Origin of the sequence: Algibacter amylolyticus (assembly GCF_014202225.1) — a bacterium.
GTDB lineage: Bacteria > Bacteroidota > Bacteroidia > Flavobacteriales > Flavobacteriaceae > Algibacter_B > Algibacter_B amylolyticus.
Genome location: NZ_JACHGE010000007.1, coordinates 162,139 through 179,683, shown reverse-complemented (window position 1 = coordinate 179,683; position 17,545 = coordinate 162,139). Strand labels below are relative to the sequence as shown.

The 17,545-nt window shown below is 32.6% G+C and carries 16 protein-coding genes; 3 read left to right on the top strand and 13 right to left on the bottom strand.

The window, feature by feature from the left end; all coding sequences use genetic code 11:
- Positions 1-17: 17 nt before the first annotated feature.
- Positions 18-1,202, bottom strand: a complete 1,185-nt coding sequence (locus HNQ90_RS13465; protein ID WP_172625913.1) for a lipoprotein N-acyltransferase Lnb domain-containing protein — start codon at positions 1,200-1,202, stop codon at positions 18-20.
- The gene (locus tag HNQ90_RS13460; RefSeq protein WP_476725217.1) at positions 1,202-2,269 is read right to left on the bottom strand and encodes a putative type IX sorting system protein PorV2; all 1,068 of its coding nucleotides are present in this window, start codon (positions 2,267-2,269) and stop codon (positions 1,202-1,204) included. The genes HNQ90_RS13465 and HNQ90_RS13460 overlap by 1 nt, the downstream gene beginning before the upstream one ends.
- Before the next feature lie 116 nt (positions 2,270-2,385).
- On the opposite strand from HNQ90_RS13460, the gene HNQ90_RS13455 reads away from it, so the two are divergent.
- Together HNQ90_RS13455 and HNQ90_RS13450 are read left to right on the top strand one after the other, a co-directional pair.
- Positions 2,386-3,132, top strand: coding sequence for a CDP-alcohol phosphatidyltransferase family protein (locus tag HNQ90_RS13455; protein WP_144117684.1), 747 nt, complete (start codon positions 2,386-2,388; stop codon positions 3,130-3,132).
- Positions 3,133-3,148: 16 nt separating this feature from the next.
- Entirely contained in the window at positions 3,149-4,039 is an 891-nt protein-coding gene (locus tag HNQ90_RS13450; protein ID WP_144117682.1) for a DUF808 domain-containing protein, read from the top strand.
- A gap of 142 nt (positions 4,040-4,181) precedes the next feature.
- Here HNQ90_RS13450 and lptB read toward each other — a convergent pair whose 3' ends face one another.
- The 3 genes from lptB to HNQ90_RS13435 all read right to left on the bottom strand — a co-directional run bounded on the left by lptB (position 4,182) and on the right by HNQ90_RS13435 (position 6,753).
- Positions 4,182-4,922 (bottom strand): LPS export ABC transporter ATP-binding protein, encoded by a 741-nt coding sequence (lptB, locus tag HNQ90_RS13445; RefSeq protein ID WP_144117680.1) that lies wholly within the window; start codon positions 4,920-4,922, stop codon positions 4,182-4,184.
- 80 nt (positions 4,923-5,002) lie between these two features.
- The gene (gene tatC, locus HNQ90_RS13440) at positions 5,003-5,836 is read right to left on the bottom strand and encodes a twin-arginine translocase subunit TatC (RefSeq protein ID WP_144117678.1); all 834 of its coding nucleotides are present in this window, start codon (positions 5,834-5,836) and stop codon (positions 5,003-5,005) included.
- Entirely contained in the window at positions 5,836-6,753 is a 918-nt protein-coding gene (locus tag HNQ90_RS13435) for a KpsF/GutQ family sugar-phosphate isomerase (RefSeq protein WP_420837403.1), read from the bottom strand. Before HNQ90_RS13435 ends, tatC begins: the two co-directional genes overlap by 1 nt.
- 249 nt (positions 6,754-7,002) lie before the next feature.
- On the opposite strand from HNQ90_RS13435, the gene HNQ90_RS13430 reads away from it, so the two are divergent.
- Positions 7,003-9,207 carry an ATP-dependent DNA helicase RecQ gene (locus tag HNQ90_RS13430; protein WP_144117675.1) on the top strand — a complete coding sequence of 735 codons (2,205 nt, stop codon included), beginning with the start codon at positions 7,003-7,005 and terminating at the stop codon, positions 9,205-9,207.
- A gap of 172 nt (positions 9,208-9,379) precedes the next feature.
- Here the strand turns inward: HNQ90_RS13430 and HNQ90_RS13425 are convergent, their stop codons facing one another.
- From HNQ90_RS13425 to HNQ90_RS13390, 8 genes are all read right to left on the bottom strand, one after another.
- Positions 9,380-10,009, bottom strand: coding sequence for an imm11 family protein (locus HNQ90_RS13425; RefSeq protein WP_144117673.1), 630 nt, complete (start codon positions 10,007-10,009; stop codon positions 9,380-9,382).
- A 59-nt stretch (positions 10,010-10,068) separates the two neighbouring features.
- Positions 10,069-10,602, bottom strand: a complete 534-nt coding sequence (locus tag HNQ90_RS13420) for a DUF4303 domain-containing protein (protein WP_144117671.1) — start codon at positions 10,600-10,602, stop codon at positions 10,069-10,071.
- Between the two features lie 143 nt (positions 10,603-10,745).
- A complete protein-coding gene (locus HNQ90_RS13415) occupies positions 10,746-11,543 on the bottom strand; it encodes a hypothetical protein (RefSeq protein ID WP_144117669.1) in 798 nt (265 codons plus the stop codon).
- A gap of 169 nt (positions 11,544-11,712) precedes the next feature.
- Positions 11,713-13,071, bottom strand: coding sequence for a T9SS type A sorting domain-containing protein (locus HNQ90_RS13410; RefSeq protein WP_144117667.1), 1,359 nt, complete (start codon positions 13,069-13,071; stop codon positions 11,713-11,715).
- A 209-nt stretch (positions 13,072-13,280) separates the two neighbouring features.
- A complete protein-coding gene (locus HNQ90_RS13405; RefSeq protein WP_144117665.1) occupies positions 13,281-13,937 on the bottom strand; it encodes an alpha/beta hydrolase in 657 nt (218 codons plus the stop codon).
- A gap of 84 nt (positions 13,938-14,021) precedes the next feature.
- Positions 14,022-14,360, bottom strand: coding sequence for a hypothetical protein (locus HNQ90_RS13400; protein WP_144117663.1), 339 nt, complete (start codon positions 14,358-14,360; stop codon positions 14,022-14,024).
- Position 14,361: 1 nt separating this feature from the next.
- Positions 14,362-15,618, bottom strand: coding sequence for a dihydroorotase (locus HNQ90_RS13395; RefSeq protein ID WP_144117662.1), 1,257 nt, complete (start codon positions 15,616-15,618; stop codon positions 14,362-14,364).
- Complete coding sequence (locus HNQ90_RS13390; protein ID WP_144117660.1) at positions 15,615-17,540, bottom strand: BatA domain-containing protein; 1,926 nt, start codon at positions 17,538-17,540, stop codon at positions 15,615-15,617. The genes HNQ90_RS13395 and HNQ90_RS13390 overlap by 4 nt, the downstream gene beginning before the upstream one ends.
- Positions 17,541-17,545 lie beyond the last annotated feature (5 nt).

Sequence of the window (17,545 nt, the reverse complement as noted above, 5' to 3'; positions counted from 1 at the left end):
AGTCCTTAAGTTTATTTCTAAAGTTTAGTAAAATGTTTTACTAAGTAAACATACCTAACAAATAAAGCTATAAGTAATGGTATTAAGCCAATAGCAAATACTTGAACACCAATTATCCAATGTAACGTTAATAGGCAAAGTAAAATTATAAGAAGTTTAATGTACTTTACAAACCAATCCTTAGGTTGTGCTTTAAAAAACTGACCTACAACCAGAAGATTTAAAGCAAATGCCCATAATAGGTTATAATTTTGATGTGTTCCTGTATGGTCGGTGGCAAACCATAACAGCAAAATTAAGACACCTGTTAAGCCTGTTAGTGTAAAAAGGCTAACATCTAACCATACAGATCGTTTATTGTTTTTAACATCCTTATACGTGATATAGAGTATAAAAATAGCCACGAGTCCTAAAATAAACAACGGACTTGTAAAAAATGTGCTTGGGTGTATGTTTTCTTTTTGTGCATATAGTACCGTACTTTGTTTAACAAGTCGTTTTTTCTCGATTCCTACGGTAGCGTTTTCAAAGAATTTATAAATGTTTTTTGGTAAAAACATATGGTCTTCGGTTCTAGCTTTTCTGTCAATAACAGAGCCCAAGGCTAAATCTATTCCAAAACTACCCCAAGAGTTTTTGTTTACATGGCTATAAATTAAGGTTCTAAAGGTGGCGTCTTCAAAATCTTTTGGAGGGTTAAAAGTAATACGGTTATTGGTGGCTATATTTGTTACATCTTTAATCTTAGTGGCACAATTATCATAGAAGAACTCGTATAAATAACGCCTGTTTTCAATTTTATAATTATTTATTAAATAGTCATACAGCTTTTGTTTCTCAGCTTGGGTCAAGTTTAAAACTTGCTCTTTAACACTTCTATTATGGTAGCTGTAAATTTGATAAAACCTAGTGAAATCTGTTTTACTAATTAAGTAATTAAGCTGTCCTTGGGCAAATTTTAAATAAAAATTGGGTGCATCAAAATCATATTCGCCATACCCATAAACAACATCTAGTCTGTTGTTTAAATCTTTTATTCTAAAACCACTATGCCCAAAAGCATCGTTAAGTGAGGTTCCTGGTCCAACTGTTAATACGCTAATTTCTGCCTGATTTGATAATACATTTTGTTGCGAAAAAGCTACTTTAACGCTTAAAAAAATGCAAATAAGGAGAATGATTTTTGGAATAAATAACTTCATTATCTAAAGATACTAAAATCAAGTTTTAAAGAAAAAACATTGGAATATAAGGCTCCACTTTGGTCGCCAATATCGGTAAAAGCATAATCAATTTGAATGCCATTATATTTAAAACCTAAACCAAAACTAGGTTGAAAGGTTAATTCTTCATTTCCAAATTGTTCTTCATTTTGAAAATTACCTAGTCCGCCACGCAAATAAACCATGTCTATATACCCAAATTCAAAACCTAACGCCGGATTAATACTGGCAAATGATGTAGAAATAAGATCGTTGTTTTCTTCAAACCTAACATTTAAGTTTACCGATGTTAAAAGCGTGTAATCATAATTAAAGTCGACTAGCTTAGAAATTCCAATTTGAAGCTTAGGAATAGTAATTTCTGTACTTTCTGGTAATTCTTGGTTTTGCCCTTCAACAGCATCGCTAATCGTTGCAAAGGCTTCTTCATCAATGGCCCAAGCATTAAAAGTCGTTGTTATGTCTCTAGCCATAACACCAAATTCCCAACCGTTATCGGTTTCAAATTGAATACCAACATCTAAACCAAATCCCCATGAAGAGGCAAAATCTCCAATAATTCTTCTAATTACCTTAGCATTTACACCATAATTAAGCCCTTTAAGAGGTAAGGCTCTAGCGTAGGAGAAGGTTAAACCATAATCGGCAGTAGAAAATAAACTTATATGATCATAATTTATATTTCCATCGGCATCAATAAGCTGTGTGGTATTTAAAATATCATCGACCGCGAAACGAATAAGTGAAATTCCAACGGCACTATTATCATCTAAAGGCATAGCAAAAGCCGCATAATCATAATTGGCTATGTTAGCAAAGTAGCTTGAGTGCATTAAAGATAATTGATTGTCCTCCAGCTTTAAAAGGCCTGCAGGGTTCCAATAGCCTGAGTTTACATCGCCTGTGTGAGATGTAACTGCACTGCTCATACCCAAAGCCGCAGCATCAACTCCAATATTCATAAACTCATTAGAATATTTTCTAACAGTTTGACTAAATAGGGTAGAAGTTAAGACACAAAATATAGTTGTGATGTAAAGTCTCAATCGCAATTTTTTTACAAAGATGCACATAATTTATAATCTTTAAAACTTCAATTTGTAATAGATATTGTTTTAGACGGAAATTGTTTGCTATTTTTACAATCTTAAAAGAGCTAAATATGAAAAAACAAATACCAAATGCACTTACCTTATTAAATTTATTGTGTGGTTGTATAGCAGTAATTTTAGCTGTTAATGGCAATTTTGTAGCCGCTGCTATTTTTGTGTTTCTTGGTGTGTTTTTCGATTTTTTTGATGGTTTTGCAGCTCGAAAGTTAAATGTACAAAGTGAATTAGGCTTACAGTTAGATTCACTAGCCGATATGGTAACCAGTGGTTTGGTTCCTGGCGTTATTATGTATAAGCTGTTAATATTAACGCTAGATACCAGTGTAACTCAAGATAACAGTTGGGAAGCAAATACGTTTGGTATAGATTTTAATTTACCAATACTGCCATTGCTTGGGTTATTAATAACACTTGCATCGGCATACAGATTAGCTAAGTTTAATATAGACGAAGATCAACAAACTTATTTTAAAGGCTTGCCAACACCTGCAAACGCTTTATTAATAATATCCCTACCGTTAATTATCGAGTTTCAAAATAGCGATGCTATAAATAGTATAATTCTTAATAAATGGTTTTTGTTAGGGCTTACTTTTTTAAGCTGTTACTTACTTAATTCGGGTATTAAATTATTTGCTTTAAAATTTAAAACTTATGGTTTTAAAGGAAATGCCACACGATACATTTTTATAATTTTATGTGCTGTTCTTTTAATTGTTTTACAATTTGCAGCTATTCCGGTAATTATAATACTATATATTTTAATGTCTGTTTTAGACAATTTAACTTCTAAATAAAAAACATAATACAACTATGGCTTCAGGATTTTTTGCATTATTTGATGATATAGCAGCGTTAATGGACGACGTTGTAGTGATGAGCAAGATCTCAACTAAAAAAACAGCTGGTATTTTAGGTGATGATTTGGCCGTAAATGCAGAAAAAGCTACTGGGTTTTTAGCATCAAGAGAATTACCTGTGTTGTGGGCAATTACCAAAGGTTCTGCCTTAAATAAACTCATTATACTTCCCATAGCCTTTTTATTAAGTGCATTTGCACCCTGGGGTGTTACTTTGGCATTAATTTTAGGCGGTATTTATTTGGCTTTTGAAGGTTTCGAAAAAATATTTCACTTTTTTGTACCAGAAAAGCATGATGAGGTTTCCACAAAGGAAGTTGAGCAGGTTGACTTATCTGAAGAAGACATGATGCTTGCTGAAAAAGCAAAGGTTAAGTCGGCTATTTTTACAGATTTTATTCTTTCGGTTGAAATTGTAATTATTGCCTTAGGAACCGTTATTGGACGACCAATTTTGTTTCAAATTATTGTCGTGTCTATTGTTGCTATTATTGCAACTATTGGTGTTTACGGTATTGTTGCATTAATTGTTAGAATGGACGATTTTGGTTTAAAACTGGTAAAGCTTAACGATAACGAAAAGAGCTTCTCCTATATGTTTGGCAATTTACTTATTAATACCTTGCCTTGGGTAATACGCAGTTTATCTGTAATAGGTACCATAGCTTTGCTGCTTGTTGCTGGTGGTATTTTTGTTCATAATATTGATTTCTTACATCATTTTTTAGAAACTATACCAAGTTTTATAAGAGATTTTATAGTAGGTTTATTGGTGGGGTTAGCAGCTTTTATTGCTGTGAAAATTTTTATGGGTATAAAAAAGTTGATTTTTAAGAAGAAGTAAAACGTTTAGTATATATCCATTTTTGTATCCGTACTGCATAATTAAATGTTGCAAATGCTAGTTTGCGTTAAAAGCATATCGCTATTCAACGTCTATACATCTTAAACTATAATTTCTAAGTACTAAAAAAGCTGTTGGGCCTCTATTCGCGAATTTTCTTTTTACGCAATTCGAAATTCTGACCTAAGTACACCTTACGAACCATTTCGTCGTTTGCTAATTCTTCAGGTTCACCGGCTTTAAGAATACTACCTTCAAACATTAAGTATGTTCTATCTGTAATAGCAAGTGTTTCTTGCACGTTATGGTCGGTAATTAAGATACCAATATTCTTTTTAGTTAATTGTGCTACAATACGCTGAATATCTTCCACAGCAACAGGGTCAACCCCTGCAAAAGGTTCATCTAAAAGAATAAAATTAGGATCGGTTGCTAGGGCACGAGCAATTTCTGTTCTACGACGTTCTCCACCAGACAATAAATCGCCACGGCTTTTTCTAATATGACCTAAACTAAATTCTTCAATTAGCGACTCCATTTTCATGAGCTGCTCCTTTTTACTTAGCTTAGTAAGTTGTAGTACGCTTAAAATATTATCTTCAATACTTAATTTTCTAAATACCGAAGCTTCTTGAGCCAAATAACCAATACCGTTTTGTGCACGTTTGTACATTGGGTATTTGGTAATTTCGGTATTATCTAAAAATATATGACCGCCATTTGGTTTAATTAAACCAACAATCATGTAAAAAGAGGTTGTTTTACCAGCACCGTTAGGCCCTAAAAGACCAACAATTTCTCCTTGATTAACTTCTAGAGAAACATCTTTTACAACTTTTCGTCCGCTATAGGACTTCATTAAATTTTCGGCTCTTAAAATCATATTTTTTATATACTGAACGCTAAAAATAGTAAAATCATATACAACTATGATAACGTCTTGATTAATTCTTTATTAACGTTTTATTGTTTTTTAGCTATTTGCTTTTCTTTTCGCTTCTGGTTTCTAATTACAATTTTAGAAATATAGATACTTACTTGGTATAATATTAAAATTGGAATGGCTACTATAACTTGACTCGCAATATCTGGAGGCGTTATAATTGCCGATAAGATAAGTACAATTACCAAAGCATATTTTCTGTATTTTCTTAATATCTGTGGTGTTACTAATCCTATTTTGGTTAAAAAATAAATAATAATAGGCAGCTCGAAAATTAGACCAGAAGCTAGGGCAGAAGACCTCACTAAAGCAATATAAGAACTTATATCAATTTGATTATCTACCCGTGTAGATATACTGTAATTAGCTAAAAAATTAAGTGATAGTGGCGTAACAATATAATATCCAAAAAGGACTCCAATAAAAAACAAAAGGGATGAAATTATAATAAACCCTCGCGAATGTTTACGCTCGTTACTATGTAAACCAGGGCTTATAAATTTCCAAAGCTGATAAATTACATAAGGGAAAGCTATAATAAAACCGCCTAAAATGGCTGTCCAAATATCGGCAGAAAATTGGCCTGCCATGGTCCGGTTTTGTAATATCATGGGCATTTCTTTAGCACAAAACGTGGTGTCCATACCAAAAAAATTAGCCGTTTCGCACAACATGCTATATGTTGGAAAACCCATGTCTAATGGTGCGAAAATGATATTGTCGAAAACAAATCTGCTAAAAATAAATACTAGCGTAGCTACAATTATTACGGCTAAACAGATTCTTATTAGGTGCCAACGTAAATCTTCAAGATGATCTAAAAAAGACATCTCATTTATATCCTTTTTCGCCATTATATTATACCTTCTTTAATTAAATCGTGTAAATGCACAATGCCTGCATATTTACCGTTTTCTTCAACTAGTAATTGCGAAATATCGTTATTTTCCATAAGTTCTAAAGCGTCAATAGCCATAGCTTCCGCTTGAATACGTTTTGGGTTATTACCCATAATATCTTTTGCTGTTAAACCAGAAAAATCATCAACCTTGCTTAACATTCTACGTAAATCACCATCGGTAATAATACCTATGATTTTATCATTTTCAACAACTGCTGTAACACCTAGCATTTTTTCGGTTATTTCAACAATAACATTTTTAATGTTAGTGTCTGGAGCAACCTTTGGCTTTTCGTTAACCGAACTAATATCTTGCACACGTAGGTATAATTTTTTACCTAATGCGCCACCAGGATGGTATTTGGCAAAATCGTTACTAGAAAATCCGCGTAATCCCAATAAACAAACGGCTAGTGCATCGCCAATTACAAGTTGCGCAGTGGTGCTTGTAGTGGGCGCTAAGTTATTTGGGCACGCTTCTTTTTCAACATAAGCATTCAAAATATAGTTAGCATGTTGCCCTAAAAACGAATCTGGATTGCCTGTAATAGCAATCATTTTGTTTTTTGCACTTTTTATTAATGGCACGAGCACTTTAATTTCAGGAGTATTCCCACTTTTAGATATGCAAATAACTACATCATCTTTTAAAATTAAACCTAAATCTCCATGAATGGCATCTGCAGCATGCATAAAAATTGCGGGTGTTCCAGTAGAATTTAATGTAGCTACAATCTTACTTGCTATTATGGCGCTCTTACCTATGCCAGTTATAATTACGCGCCCTTTTGATTTGTAAATGAGCTGTATAGCCTCTGCAAAATCATCTGTTATTAAACTCGCTAAGTTTAAAATGGCCTTACTTTCCATCTCAATAGTTTGCTTAGCAATCTTAATAATGGCATTTTTATCTTTCAAAATTTATAGTTTTTTGAGTTGATTTTTAAAGATTTTATTATCTTTAATGTTAATCAAATTGATTTTTTGTTGTAATTTGGAAATTGGTTACAAAACTAACGAAAAAAAATATGAGGCTTCTCTAAATGTTTTACGAAATTATACAATCATGATTTATGTACTAGTTAGAGAAATAATTAAACAATAATTTTAAAACAATTCATGTCAATATCTAAAAATGACTTGCATGCTGCTCTAAAAAAATATTTTGGGTTTAGTAAGTTCAAAGGGCTTCAAGAAGGTGTTATCGAAAGTTTATTAGACGGTCAACACACATTTGTAATAATGCCCACAGGCGGAGGGAAATCATTATGTTATCAATTACCGGCATTAATGCAAGAAGGGACAGCTATTGTTGTGTCTCCTTTAATTGCTTTAATGAAAAACCAGGTAGATGCCATAAGAGGTGTTTCTAAAGAAAATGGTGTAGCTCACGTGCTAAATTCTTCTTTAAATAAAACCGAAATAAAGCAGGTTAAAGAAGATATTGTTAATGGTGTTACTAAATTATTGTATGTCGCTCCAGAATCCTTAACCAAAGAAGAGAATGTCGAGTTTTTAAGAAGCGTAAAAATTTCTTTCTTGGCTATCGATGAGGCACACTGTATTAGTGAGTGGGGACACGATTTTAGACCAGAATACAGAAACCTACGCCATATTATAAAACGTATAGGCGATAATATTCCAATTATAGGGCTTACGGCTACGGCAACACCTAAAGTGCAAGAAGATATAATTAAAAACTTAGGCATTGGCAATGCAAAAACATTTAAAGCATCCTTTAACAGGCCTAATTTATATTACGAAGTACGCCCAAAAACTAAAAATGTAGATGTCGATATTATTCGATTCATTAAAAAGAACGAAGGTAAATCGGGTATTGTATATTGTTTAAGTAGAAAACGTGTTGAGGAACTAGCACAAGTGCTTCAAGTAAATGGTGTAAATGCAGTGCCATATCACGCAGGTTTAGATGCCAAAACGCGTTCTAGCCATCAAGATAAATTCCTTATGGAAGATGTAGATGTGGTTGTGGCTACCATTGCCTTTGGTATGGGAATCGATAAACCAGATGTACGTTTTGTAATCCATCATGATATTCCAAAAAGTATAGAAAGTTATTATCAAGAAACAGGTCGTGCAGGACGAGATGGTGGCGAAGGTCATTGTTTAGCATACTATGCTTATAAAGATATTGAAAAGTTAGAGAAATTCATGTCTGGAAAACCGGTTGCCGAACAAGAAATTGGGCAAGCTTTATTGCAAGAAGTTGTTGCTTTTGCCGAAACATCAATATCTAGACGAAAATTTATACTACACTATTTTGGTGAAGAGTTTGATAATGAAACCGGAGAAGGTGGCGAAATGGATGATAATGTAAGGCATCCTAAAAAGCAGGTCGAAGCTAAAGATAATGTTAAGTTACTGCTAGAAACCATTGCTAATACCAACGAAAAATATAAATCAAAAGATTTAGTAAACGTTATAATAGGTAAAGAAAACGCCTTAATTAATTCTCATAAAACAAACGAACAACCGTTTTTTGGTGCCGGAAAACATAAAGATAATAAATACTGGATGGCCTTATTAAGGCAAGTATTAGTGGCAGGATATCTTAAAAAAGATATTGAAACTTACGGAGTCATTAAATTATCAGAATCGGGTAGGGAATTCCCTAAAAAACCGGAGTCTTTCATGATGACCGAAGACCATATTTTCGAAGGCGAGCAAGAAGACGGAACCATTATTACAGCACAAAAAGGAGGCGGTGCCATTGCAGACCCTGTTTTAATGGGCATGTTAAAAGATTTACGTAAAAAGAGTGCAAAAAAGTTAGGCGTTCCGCCGTTTGTTATATTTCAAGATCCATCATTGGAGGATATGGCATTAAAATATCCAATAAACTTAACCGAGTTGGCCAATGTACATGGAGTTGGCGAGGGTAAAGCTAAAAAATACGGAAAAGATTTTGTGGCCTTTATTGAAAAATATGTCGAGGAAAACGATATTACACGACCAGACGATTTAGTTGTAAAATCTACAGGAACCAACTCTGCAAATAAGCTATACATCATTCAAAATATAGACAGGAAATTGCCGCTAGACGATATTTCGTCATCTAAAGGTATGTCTATGTCCGAGTTTATAAAAGAAATGGAAGCCATTGTGTTTTCGGGTACAAAACTAAATATAGACTATTGGTTAAACGATATTCTAGACGAGGACCAGCAAGAAGAAATCCACGAGTATTTCATGGAATCAGAAACCGATAGCATTGGTTTAGCAATCGAGGAATTTGATGGCGATTACGACGACGAAGAACTACGTTTATACCGTATTAAATTTATTAGCGAAGTAGCAAACTAAAAACATATAAATAATAAGTTGGGCGCTTGCCTGCCGGCACGCAGGTTACCCCAAAAGGGTCGGGCTTTACGTTACAAGTTCTCGCACTTCCTGCGTCAGGCTGTGGGCTTTCCTTTGCAATCCCTAACGCGGGTGTATTATATAAAAATAATGTTTGGGGTTTGTATTTTAATTATATCCATTTCCAATTGTAGCTATAGTTTTCAATTTCAAAAATATTAATACCTAATATTTTAGCATCTTTAATTTCTTTTGCCAAATCTTCTCGGATAAAAATAATTTTATCTAAAATGCGATTGTCATTTTCTTTATAAGGAAATTGTCCTAAAAAAAATAAGGGTGCATTGTTAAGTATTTTATTCTCTTCAATTTTTAAGTGCGATATTTTAGAAATGTTGAATATCTTACTCCAGTCATCATATATTTTATCATATGTGGAATTTTTATAGTCTAAACAATTAGCACCAATTAGTGGGTTAAATAAAAAATAATCTTCATTAAAAGCGGTACCATTCGCTTTTACTTGTGCTTCAAAGTACTCGCCAATTACATCGTATTTTTCAAAAATGTTTTTTAAACTTTGAGAAATAAATAGCTTTCCACCAACAGTTAATACAGGCGTTTCTATAGTGCTTATTATGTTGCCTTCAATGTTTTTCTGATTTTGAATATAAAGAATTTCATTAAAGTTATACGTTGTTTCTTTACCATTAAAAATCAAAGCATCCATTACAGCCTGAGATGTTTTTTGGTTTGCAAATTCGTATAACGATTTAGAATCGGCTAGTATTTTATAGTTCATGCCTAAAAAGGAATTAGTTTGCTCTAGGTAAGGTACTAGTATAGTTAAATATTATAAGTTTATTGCTGTGCTATATAGTCTTGATAACGTTTTGCATATGTACTATCATTAAGTCGTTTGGTCCAATGTATTAAATTGTCTTTCGATTCATCTGTATCCGAAATATTAAACTGTACCAACAAATTTTCTCCTAATTCTTTTTGAAAAAAACCTTCGGTTCGAAGTTTCTCCAATACTTCAACGCATGATGCGAATAAGGTATTTCTAAAATATTCGAAGTCTAATTCTTCATTGTCAATTTCCAAAGACACCATTTTACAAATGGCATTGAATGCTTCATTAGCCCCATTAGAAGTAAACCATTCGGCTGGTTCAAATTCATAGTAATCCCTTTGTTCTGGGTTTTCAGCTTGCATTTTTTTTAAATGAGTTTTAATATTTGTAAACGGAACCACAGTCATTGCTCCATCATCACTTATTAATGCAAAAGAACAAATATCAGAACCATATTTCTGAATGTTTTCTTTAAAACATGTTTTAACAGCAAATTCAATTTTGCTTTTTAAAACTTCAAAATTAAAATTAGTATTCATAGTACCTTTTAACGTGTTTTGAATGATTAGTGTTTGTATGCGAGAGGACTTTCGAAGGGAAATCAGAGGTTACAAACACGTATCGCCCTTTGTTTTAGTACTAAACCGCAATTGTTTGTATAGGGTGTTGGCAGAAGGATTTATTATTCTTTCAATTTTAGAATTAATGTTTCAATCGTAGATGCTTCCATTCTTTGTTTTAAATCTTGGGAAATCTTGTTAAGTCTATCTTCATTGAAATGAAATAAGTCTTTTTTTATTTCCTCAGCTAATAAATTTAAAAAAGTTTTAATTGTATCTTTTATTCTTTCATAAAAGTTAATTAAATTAACAAAGTTGAATTCATCATCAGTTTTAAATTCCTCAATTTTTTTTAAATTATCATTTAATATTCCGTTATGTTTTATTGAATTATTTAAATTTTTCAATTCTGTTATTTCTTGATAACCTTGTATTTTTGAAATTGGAATATTCTTACTATTAAAAAATTGAATTAAAGAATCCCATTTATAAAATTCTTTGGTCTTAATTTTTGGATAAGCTATATGTATCAATGTTTTCATATTTATTTCAATGTTTTTAAAAGTGTTGATAATTTGCATTTCACTTAAAGATTTTAATTGTTCATTAATCAAATAAGTTTCTGTGAAGTAATAATGCTGCTTATTGTATAGCTCTATTTTATGATTTTGTAACTCTTTATATTTTAAATCTTTACTTTCATCAAGATTAGATTGTTTAATTTCAATTTCTGAAATTTTATCAGAAATGTCACTTTCTTTTTCACAATATTTATTATACTCCTTTTGAAATTTATCGATTGCCTCTTTTATAGAGTATTCAAATAAATTTAGATTTTGATTTGCAGCACAAGTTAAATCATCTTCAATAATTTGTTGATAAGAGAAATCGAACATCATTTTATTATCTTGTTTAAACATTATTAGGTTTCTTATCTTTCTGCCAACGTTTATGTATAAGAATAGTTGCGGGTTTGTATGCGAGGATTTTCCGAAGGAAAATCAGACGTTACAGACACGCAACGCCCTTTGATTAAGCACTAAACCGCAATTATTTTTATACGGTGTTGGCAAATCGTTTTTTATTTTTTTATTTTTTTACAAATTTCTGAATATTTCCATTTTCTAAAATTATAAAATACATACCATTGCTAAAATTTTGAATATTTATTTTTTCATTATCAGATATATTTCCACTATCTGTTTTTACCCCTAACGTATTATAAATTATATATTGATTTGACTTTTTTAAACCTGAAATTATAATAAAATCATTTGAAGGATTAGGATAAATAAACAAATTATTATTTATGTTATGATCAAATACACCTAATGTTGAAGTATTGCAAATATTAAATTGTAAATCTAGATTTGTATTTTGCATTGAAGAATTATTATTTAGATTATATGTCCATAAATCTCCACCACTATATGGATTAGAAGGATCTGTAGGAGTCGAACTTCTTCTCCATGCTAAACGAGATCCTGGGTCACCTCCTGGAGCAGGTTTAAGCACCAAGGCATATTGTACACCTGTATTAAGTGTCGCTTCATTAAACGAAAAAGTAGAAGAGCCAAAAGTGCCAGCTTGACAACTAGGCCAATCATATATTTGGTTTTTAGGAACAACTGCTGAACCAATGACATTTGTCCATTCAGGTTCACCCCCATTAACTGTTACTAAATCTAATTGAGCGTCGCACAAACCATTACTTTTACAAGTTGCTAATTCTAATGTAACATCAAAATTAGATGCAGAAGAAGAAGCTGTAAATACTTGTGCTACGTTTTCAGAATTATAATCACTATTCATGTATTCAGTAGCTATTGGTGTATAGGTAGCTACATTATTAGTACAAGTTGAAGTATTGCAAATATTAAATTGTAAATCTAGATTTGTATTTTGCATTGAAGAATTATTATTGAGATTATATGTCCATAAATCTCCACCACTATATGGATTAGAAGGATCTGTAGGAGTCGAACTTCTTCTCCATGCTAAACGAGATCCTGGGTCACCTCCTGGAGCAGGTTTAAGCACCAAGGCATATTGTACACCTGTATTAAGTGTTACTTCATTAAACGAAAAAGTAGAAGAGCCAAAAGTGCCAGCTTGACAACTAGGCCAATCATATATTTGGTTTTCAGGAACAACTGCTGAACCAATGACATTTGTCCATTCAGGTTCACCCCCATTAACTGTTACTAAATCTAATTGAGCGTCGCACAAACCATTACTTTTACAAGTTGCTAATTCTAATGTAACATCAAAATTAGATGCAGAAGAAGAAGCTGTAAATACTTGTGCTACGTTTTCAGAATTATAATCACTATTCATGTATTCAGTAGCTATTGGTGTATAGGTAGCTACACTATTAGTACAAGTTTGAGAGTAGATGAAACTGTTTAAGAATAACCCAATTATTAATGTAAGTTTGTTTTTGTTCATGTTTTTAATTTTTATTTAATGTTTGCCAACCCTTTATAAAATAACGTTCACTATTCATATCCCGAAAACACATCAGAATATAACAAGTTTTTTTAATTGTTATTCCGTAAATATAACCAATTTTTCTTACAGAATAAAAGTCAGCCCAAGTGGAATCATTATAAAATAACAACTAAATTCGTTTGTTTATATTTAGCCTAAAATGTGCTTTAAATGCGTGCTTCTAGCCACACCTTTAATTCGTAAAAGTTCTGAGGTGCTACGCCATGGCCAACAGGAAATTCAGAATAGCTGTGTTTTATGTTTAAGGCGTCTAAAAATGGCGCTGTAAGTCTTGCCCAATCCACAGGTATTACTTGGTCTACACTACCGTGAGAACAGTAAAAATCTAAATTTGCGTAGTTTTTTGTGTCGATATCAGTAGGGAAAATATCTTTATTAATATAGCCGCTAAGTGCCACTACATTTTTAATTTTCTCAGGGTAAGTTAACGCTACGGCGTAACTTAAAATAGCCCCTTGGCTAAAGCCTAAAAGCGATACATTATTTTGGTTAACAGGGTAGGTGGCAATGGCTTCGTCTATAAATTTAGCAATTAAATCTCTTGAAGCTTTAGCTTCGTCGTTATCACTCCATTTTCCTTTGTCTTCATCAAAATTAATGGCGTACCAAGCATTTCCGTAAGGTTGCATGGGGTAAGGCGCCTTAACAGATATAATAAATAGCTCCTCTGGTAATTCGGCAGCAAATGAAAACAAATCGTTCTCGTCGCTTCCGTAACCATGCATCATGATTAATAATGGTGCGTTTTCGGTTAAACTAGATTCGCGAACGATGTGTTGTAAAGAAAGTGATGGATTTGGCATGCTTTTATGTATTACTTTTAGTGAAGTCTGATTTTCTTAGGACTCGGTATTTCATATTTGAGCTTTACACCTTTAAAAGATGTATTAAGACCCTAAGTTTGAAAATATACGTTGGTATAAGTTACCTACAAGTGGAACAGCCTGTGCTTTTCGTGCTATAGCGTTAGAAAACCCATAAATAAAAAGGACAGCAAAAAACAAGTAAAACGAAGACGTTACTAGCCAACTATCAAAATTGCCAATAATGTACCCTAAGGCAAAAAAAGTAAGCCAAAGTCCTAAGGATTGTCTAATATGAAAACTGGCAAAACTGCTTTTTTTATTATCTTCATTATTTAAGTAATAGGCTATTATAACACCAAAAATGGTTATGTAACTTATTATGGCGTTTTGGCGCCCTTTATCTATATCTTGTTCTGTCATGTTATGATTTTAAAACCTTTTGATTGTTTGAAATAATACCAAAAACGTGACCTTTTAGTGTTTCGTTTTCAAAAATAGCATTTTTAGATTTTGATGTAATATTTTGTTTCGAGAAGGTATATTTAGTATCTGGGTTAAAAAGTGTGATGTTAGCCATATTACCAACCGCTATAGGTTGTATTTCGGCCCCAAATCTAGCTTTACCTTTGGTTAGTACCTCGATGGTCTTTTTGGTTGTAAATAGACTTTGTAAGGCTCCAAAAGCACTTTCTAAACCAATGGTGCCGTAGTTGGCATGATCGAATTCTATCTTTTTTTCCTCAATGTCAATAGGTGTATGGTCGGTAGTAACCATATCAATGGTGCCATCTTTTACCCCAGCTATTAAAGCATCGATATCGGGTTGTGTTCTAAGTGGTGGTAATACTTTATAATTGGTATCGAAATCGGTTAAAACCACATCCGAAAAATACAGGTTATGTATGGCTACGCTACAGGTAACGTCTAATTTTTTATTTTTTGCTTCTTTAATTAATTCTACAGATTTTGCAGTAGAAATAGTTGGAATGTGTAATTTTCCGCCTGTATATTCTAGTAAAAATAAATCTCTAGCCACTTGCAGCTCTTCGGCTAATGCTGGAATTCCTTTTAAGCCTAAGCGTGTACTTGTTATGTTTTCGTTCATAACACCATGTCCGGAAATTTTATTTTCCTGCGGAAATGAGCATACCAAACCATCAAAGTTACTAGCGTATTGCAGTGCAATTTTCATGAGGTTAGGGTTAGAAATCGATTTTTTATAATCGTAAAAGGCGACAGCTCCTGCGCTACGCATATCGTAAAGTTCTGCGATATCTGTGCCTAAACTTCCTACTGTTAGTGCGCCAATAGGCAATAAACTAACCGCGTGGTTGTTGGCTTTAGAGTTTAAAAATGTAATATTAGCATTAGAATCTATTACTGGGTTAGAGTTGGCATTTACAGCCACACTTGTAAAACCAGAAAGTCCTGCAGTTTTTAAACCGTTTTGTATGGTTTCGCGTTCCTCGTAACCAGGTTCGCCAAAACTTACACTACTATCAAACCAACCTTGAGAAATATGTAAATTCTCGAAATTAATTTCTTTGTAATTTTTAGGGTTTTCTATGCTGTTGGAAATCTTAGTAATCTTACCGTTTTCAATTAATACATCCTGAGTTGTGTTGTGAAACTCGCTTTTAGAATCTATGATTGTGGCAGATTTTATAAGTATGTTCATTTAAAGAATTTTAAGATGAGCATTTCAATAATCAATAACGCTAGTGCAAAAATAACAAACCATTTCCATAGCGCGTTAACTTTTGTGTCACTTTTTATAGTATCGAAAATTTCGGTAATTGAATCGCTAACGGTTACTTCATGTAAAGCCGAAAGATCGTTGTAGTTTAATTTGCTTTCGCTTCGGTTAAAATTGTAACTCAGTTTTTTTATGGTGTCGTTTTTAGTGGTTAATGCGTAAATACCGGCTTCCGATGGTTCATCGAAAGTATTTATTGCCACTTTATTATTAAAATAGTGTTGTTTAGGTATCATGCTAATACCGTTTTTTTGTAATGAAAGCACCTCGTCCTGCTGCATTTTAGTATCCACATCAAAGGTGTTTTCTTGCCCAATGCTGTAATATAATTCAGGAATTTTAAAACTCTGCTTTGCTACGTTATACAAGGTTGGCACAATTAAAGGCGAGTTTTTAAAGCTAGAATTGTCTTTATTTAATCCTGCAGTAAAAATAAAAGCGTTTTTAAACTGTCCCATAAAGAGTTTGCCGTCTTCAAAATTTAAAACTGATGCCAATTGTTTGGTTGTAATAGGGTGGAAGCTATTAACTTTCGGGTATTGAAAGTTTTTAACTTGCTTTTCAAAAACACCATTACTGTACAATGGGTGCGCGTAGTTTATGGTTGTTATGCGCATTTCGGTATTGGTAATGGCATTAAAGCCACTGCTATAATTGGCTAATAATTGATTGTAAGACGCTAGGTTAATATCTAGGGCCGGAATTATTATAACCGATCCGCCTTGTACCGAAAATTGTTTTAAAGCAGCATTTAAGGCTACAGGAATTGTTTTTAACTCGTTTAAAATAATGAGGTGTTGGTTGTCAATTAAATTATAGTTTAATTGGTTTTCTGGAGTAGCTAAATAGTTGAATTCTGTGGGTGTGTAAATGCGTTTTAAAAACGAATCGGTTGTGCCGTTTATACTTAAAACATTAATTTTTGATGGTTTATTAATGTTGAAATAAAGACTATTATCAAATTGTAAATTGGCATCGTTGATGCTTATTTTTCCATTGATGATTTGATTAACCGGAAGTGAAAATAAAGCTTCAGATTCTTGCTGGATGGCTACCGAAGTTTTAGCAATTAGCTTGTTGTTGTTATACAATGAAACTGGTAAATTTTCAATTTCGGTACCGCTGTTTTTAAGAATAACTTTTAAGGCAATAGCAGTTGGTGTGGTTTCGGAAATGTAAAGACTATCAACCGAAATATTATTGGTGTTCACCGGACTGAGTTTTACAAAATTCAACTTGGTTAATGAATCTTTTTCTGTTATTATAGGTATGTTACTGTTTTGAAAATCAGATATTAAAACAATATTATTTAAAGTTTTTGTTTTTTTACTTAAAAACGTTTTACTTTTTAATAAAGCCGCCTGTGTAGTGAGTTGATTTGTAGAATAATTGAGTCGTAGTAAGTCGTTTTTTATAGCTTTTATAGTCGTGTTTTTAAAAACAGCATCGTTGGTAAAAAGCGATATGGTTTCGTTTTCTGGTACCTGAGTTAGTATATCTTGCACCGCACGTTTTAGTAATTCGCCATGCGTGCCTTTGGCTTGCATGCTAAATGAATTGTCTAAGTAAATAACGGTTGCTTTGTCTTTTTTAAAGGCATCAGATTTTGATGTAAAAGGTTGTGCAAATGCAAACACTAAAGCCGCTAAAAGTAATAACCGTGTTAACAGGGTTAACCACTTTTTTATTTGCGAACTTTTACGGGTTTGCAAAGTGGCTTCCTTTAAAAATTCCACATTAGTAAATTCGACTTTCTGGAACTTTCGTAACTGAAATAAATGAACAATAATAGGGATGAGCAGTAAAAATAAAGCGTAAAGAAGTTCGGGGTGTTTAAACTGCATATTGT

Coding starts and splice junctions, on each gene's coding strand:
- HNQ90_RS13430 (WP_144117675.1), top strand. CDS start 7,003: ATGTCAATATCTAAAAATGACTTGCATGCTGCTCTAAAAAAATATTTT.
- HNQ90_RS13410 (WP_144117667.1), bottom strand. CDS start 13,071: ATGAACAAAAACAAACTTACATTAATAATTGGGTTATTCTTAAACAGT.
- HNQ90_RS13425 (WP_144117673.1), bottom strand. CDS start 10,009: ATGAACTATAAAATACTAGCCGATTCTAAATCGTTATACGAATTTGCA.
- HNQ90_RS13400 (WP_144117663.1), bottom strand. CDS start 14,360: ATGACAGAACAAGATATAGATAAAGGGCGCCAAAACGCCATAATAAGT.
- HNQ90_RS13420 (WP_144117671.1), bottom strand. CDS start 10,602: ATGAATACTAATTTTAATTTTGAAGTTTTAAAAAGCAAAATTGAATTT.
- HNQ90_RS13415 (WP_144117669.1), bottom strand. CDS start 11,543: ATGTTTAAACAAGATAATAAAATGATGTTCGATTTCTCTTATCAACAA.
- tatC (WP_144117678.1), bottom strand. CDS start 5,836: ATGGCGAAAAAGGATATAAATGAGATGTCTTTTTTAGATCATCTTGAA.
- HNQ90_RS13405 (WP_144117665.1), bottom strand. CDS start 13,937: ATGCCAAATCCATCACTTTCTTTACAACACATCGTTCGCGAATCTAGT.
- HNQ90_RS13450 (WP_144117682.1), top strand. CDS start 3,149: ATGGCTTCAGGATTTTTTGCATTATTTGATGATATAGCAGCGTTAATG.
- lptB (WP_144117680.1), bottom strand. CDS start 4,922: ATGATTTTAAGAGCCGAAAATTTAATGAAGTCCTATAGCGGACGAAAA.
- HNQ90_RS13390 (WP_144117660.1), bottom strand. CDS start 17,540: ATGCAGTTTAAACACCCCGAACTTCTTTACGCTTTATTTTTACTGCTC.
- HNQ90_RS13435 (WP_420837403.1), bottom strand. CDS start 6,753: ATGGAAAGTAAGGCCATTTTAAACTTAGCGAGTTTAATAACAGATGAT.
- HNQ90_RS13395 (WP_144117662.1), bottom strand. CDS start 15,618: ATGAACATACTTATAAAATCTGCCACAATCATAGATTCTAAAAGCGAG.
- HNQ90_RS13465 (WP_172625913.1), bottom strand. CDS start 1,202: ATGAAGTTATTTATTCCAAAAATCATTCTCCTTATTTGCATTTTTTTA.
- HNQ90_RS13455 (WP_144117684.1), top strand. CDS start 2,386: ATGAAAAAACAAATACCAAATGCACTTACCTTATTAAATTTATTGTGT.